Source organism: Candidatus Culexarchaeum yellowstonense, assembly GCF_024707025.1.
Classification (GTDB): Archaea; Thermoproteota; Methanomethylicia; order Culexarchaeales; family Culexarchaeaceae; genus Culexarchaeum.
Genome location: NZ_JANGFQ010000172.1, coordinates 1 through 3853 on the forward strand (window position 1 = coordinate 1; position 3853 = coordinate 3853).

Consider the following 3853-nt stretch of genomic DNA (forward strand, 5'->3'; position numbering starts at 1 on the left):
GAACCACTACCACCAAACCATCCATTAACAGCATTTAAAAATGCCGTAATAGTGCCACATATTGGAAGCGCAACATATGAAGCTAGACATGCAATGGCAGAAATAGTTGCGGAAAATCTAATAGCATTCCATCAGGGAAGAGTACCACCAAACCTAGTAAATAAAGAGGTTGTAAACGTCAGGAAGCCAGGATTTCAATGACACAATCATGGTAAATTATTTATTTTAGCATAAATTTTTGCAGCCTCTATAACCTTCTCCACATCATCACCATATTTTTCTATGGTATCCTCCACCACACATAATGTTGGTACAACCTTATCCTCTGGATTTGGTATAAAGAATTTTTGACGCCCCTGCTCATGAACTCCAGTACTACCCCTACCTGGAGCTGGATGTGAAAGATGATAGGCTGTTCTGATATACTTATGGAAGAATTCTGAATAGTTTTTCGGGAAAGGTACATGGTAGAATGGAATTAGGGGGAATAATGCATCGTAGTATGCTTCTCCGAAAATTAGGAAATTCCTGCCATACTTGCGTTTCAAATCAATTACCAATCTTCTTAATCCCTCATACATATCATACCTATGATCGTTAACGTATAAGTGGGGTATATCTAGGAAAGCGCCATCAACCATAAATTCATCAGTTATTTTACATATGGAATTGTAAAGGTGATCAAGAAACTTCCTATTGCCAAGATTCAATGGAATCCATATGTCATCCCTCTCCCTATCAGCATCCCAATCAACCCAATTTGGTGGAACTACACTTAAATCATATTTATCCCTAAAAATGGCATCCTCCAAATTGAGCATTCTAACCCATCTGAAACCTGCAGCCACAGCACCATACATTGGAACCACATGCATCCCAAGCTCATGTGCTGTGTTCACGAGATTTCTAAACCCCTCAACACCACCTAGATCCGGGTCTGGATCGTAAATTGGGTAATCATAGTAGTATCTACCATTAAATCCAGGTAGAAAGACTAAAACCCTATAGCCTTCAATACGCTTGGAAATCCACTCCAAAACTTTAATCATGTCATTGAATGTGTTGAATATGTATCCAGTCCAATGCTTACCATGCATATTAACCACTAGGGAAACTCTCCTCATCCAATATGGAACATCATCCCTATCTTCCCAAGATTTAAGACCCCACTTCTCCTCCATAAAATTCATTCTGACAGTTAGAGGCTCCCACGGATCCTTACAGAATCCAACCCTAAAAGTGGGAACATTTATGCTATTTGAAAACATAGTGGCCTTTTCCTCATGATACAATTCTATCACAGTATCACCATTGAAGTCACTGCGAATAGCAAACCTCTTAGGTCTTAACTCCTCATCCATACTCAGAGAATAGAAGTATTTATCCGCATCCCTGACATGAACGACCATTAATGGTGTAGGTAAACTACGATTATAACTAGTCCAAATCCTAGGATAATTCAATATTACACCTTGCTCTGGATTATAATTCTCAAACGTGAAGGAACCCGTCATGTATCTATCAACATTTAAACCCTTAATTAGAATACCAACACCCTTAATCTTCCACTCTTCAAATTTCAAATCACGATCACTAACTTGGAGGGTTGATTCAAAGAGGGCTTTACATGAGATTTCAACATGATCATCAGGAAATCTACGCAATACGGCTTCAAATAAGCCTGGAACCTTCCCCCTACCACCAGCATAAAAGAATCTATTAGCCACTAATCTTAGGAAGCTACTATCAGAAGCCACTTCAGCTTTATCAAAATCCACGCCATAAATGTTATCAAGAGTGAAAATTCTAAAAGCAAAAAGATAACCATTAAATTTATGATATTTATCACCAAAATCGAAACTCAAATCCATCATAATCAACACCTAAAAATTAAAGTTAAAAAAATGGGAAATATTTGAGGTTACGCTTTCTTCTTCCTCAAATCATAGTATATCATAGCACATATTATGGCCACAAACACTGGAATCATATAGTACGCTGGATATGATAGTAGGTATTGCATTCTACCAGTAAATAGAGTCATCCTACTTAAGACAGTCCCACCAAAAGCTCCACCAAAAGTAAACATCAACACATATCTGCCAGCCTTAGCAATGTAACTCATAGGTCTCCTAAGAGCACTTATATCGGTGAAGAAGAAGTAGAGGAAGGCGCATATGAATCCAAGGACTATAATCAAATTGTCAATTACGGTGAAGGGTCCACCATACAATGAAATTACACTGGCTTTAATCTGCCTAACAATCTGAGCTTCAATCAAAGCTCTAACGGAAACACCAGTACCTACACCAACCATTACAGCCATAGAATACCTGCTAATCCAAGCCTGCTTAACCGTGAACCTAGTGAACAACATTATTCCAAGGATCATCGGTATAATAAACCAATAGTTTCCAGCAGAAACCCTGCTGACACCTTGATCCATAATATTCTTTACAGCATAAGCAACACCATAACCAGCATATATTCCAACAAAGGTGTGTTCAGCAATCCTATACAATATGCTCTCCCTATAAAGTAAGCTGTAAATCATCAATGTCAATGCCGCTGCAATTAAACCTGAAATTAGTGAAGCAAATTCAGCAAAATCCATCATCTACCACCCCTCCTCCTAGTTAGATAGTACTGAATATTCCCTATAACGATCAATATTGTGACGAAGAGGTGTGAAAGTGAGAGAGCATCTGAGGAAGCTGAAGCTTCACCAGGACTCTTAATTAAGATTTCATATTCCGCTGCAGCCCTAATACCAGCCACCATACCACACAACTGCCCAGCACTTATGTATGGCATGTATCCAGGGGCATTCATACCCCAAGTCATAATAGCCACCGGAACACCATATGGAGTGTAAAATTGCCTGATATAAGGCTCACAGTAACCTGTGGCAATAACTAAGGCCAAATCCCTTGCACTCCTAACATTCTTCATCAATGGAATCTGATCAACTGGTGTACCATAAACATCCTTCGGCAATGCCTTATGCATATCTTCGGCTATAGCTGCCATAGCAGTCTCATATCCAGTCACATACCCAAAATCAACGTAATCAACACCATAAGTCTTCTTCTCCAAGTAGCTTGCTATAGCAGGCTTAATCTTAGTGGCAAATAAGGTTGGCCCTTCAGCTGTGTAAAGTGATATGAGGATTATCTTAACATTCTTACTTAACAGATGCTTTAGGACGGCAATATTTGAGGGGCCATGCTCAGGCCAGCTGGCTGCACCAACACCATACTCAAACAGGACAACACTACCGGGAGGTAAAGATTCTATCTTATTGTATAAGGCTAGTACGGGAGCAGTTATTGGTAGCGGCAAACCTAGTGGTCTAATAAGTGGAGCGCCCACGACTATGAAGAGCAAAAGGTACATCCACCTTGGATCAAACTCTTTCGCCATAATTTCACCCCCCACCCCCAGCCCTAAGCCAAGCACTCTCCCTACCAGTGAAAGTTCTGATCGCAAGTGCTAAAGCACCTATAGCTGCACCAACCATTATAGCCCTCTGACCAGCAACTATTGGGACGTTCATAGCCCACGAACCCAAAGTCACAATACCTGGATGCAAGTAGCCACCTATAGGTGCATTGTAAAGTATAACGATGATGCCAGCGATTAAGAATATTGTTGTTTCAAGATTCCTAGCTCTAAAAGCCCTATAGGATGCTGAGGTAATGTAGAATGCAAGTATGGAGTAAACTGTTGGATCCAATGCAGCAACAGTCGTTGAATAAAGCCATTGGAAGCTTGGATGAGCAGTTATTGGTGGGAGTAAACCGAGAATAGCCATGAGATACATTAGGAATATAGTCCATGCACTAAGAGCTCT

At 40.2% G+C, this 3853-nt stretch carries 3 protein-coding genes and 2 pseudogenes; 1 reads left to right on the top strand and 4 read right to left on the bottom strand.

Annotation, left to right across the window (positions count from 1 at the left end; translation table 11 throughout):
* A pseudogene (locus tag MRT15_RS10400) lies at nt 1–201 on the top strand (D-glycerate dehydrogenase); the annotation flags it as partial.
* A 5-nt stretch (nt 202–206) separates the two neighbouring features.
* Here the strand turns inward: MRT15_RS10400 and MRT15_RS10405 are convergent.
* The 4 genes and pseudogenes from MRT15_RS10405 to MRT15_RS10420 form a co-directional block, all read right to left on the bottom strand.
* Nucleotides 207–1874 (bottom strand): hypothetical protein, encoded by a 1668-nt coding sequence (locus tag MRT15_RS10405; protein WP_304330050.1) that lies wholly within the window; start codon nt 1872–1874, stop codon nt 207–209.
* Between the two features lie 47 nt (nt 1875–1921).
* Nucleotides 1922–2614 (bottom strand): hypothetical protein, encoded by a 693-nt coding sequence (locus tag MRT15_RS10410; protein WP_304330052.1) that lies wholly within the window; start codon nt 2612–2614, stop codon nt 1922–1924.
* The gene (locus MRT15_RS10415) at nt 2614–3423 is read right to left on the bottom strand and encodes a hypothetical protein (RefSeq protein WP_304330054.1); all 810 of its coding nucleotides are present in this window, start codon (nt 3421–3423) and stop codon (nt 2614–2616) included. Before MRT15_RS10415 ends, MRT15_RS10410 begins: the two co-directional genes overlap by 1 nt.
* A gap of 4 nt (nt 3424–3427) precedes the next feature.
* Nucleotides 3428–3853: pseudogene (locus MRT15_RS10420) on the bottom strand (hypothetical protein); the annotation flags it as partial.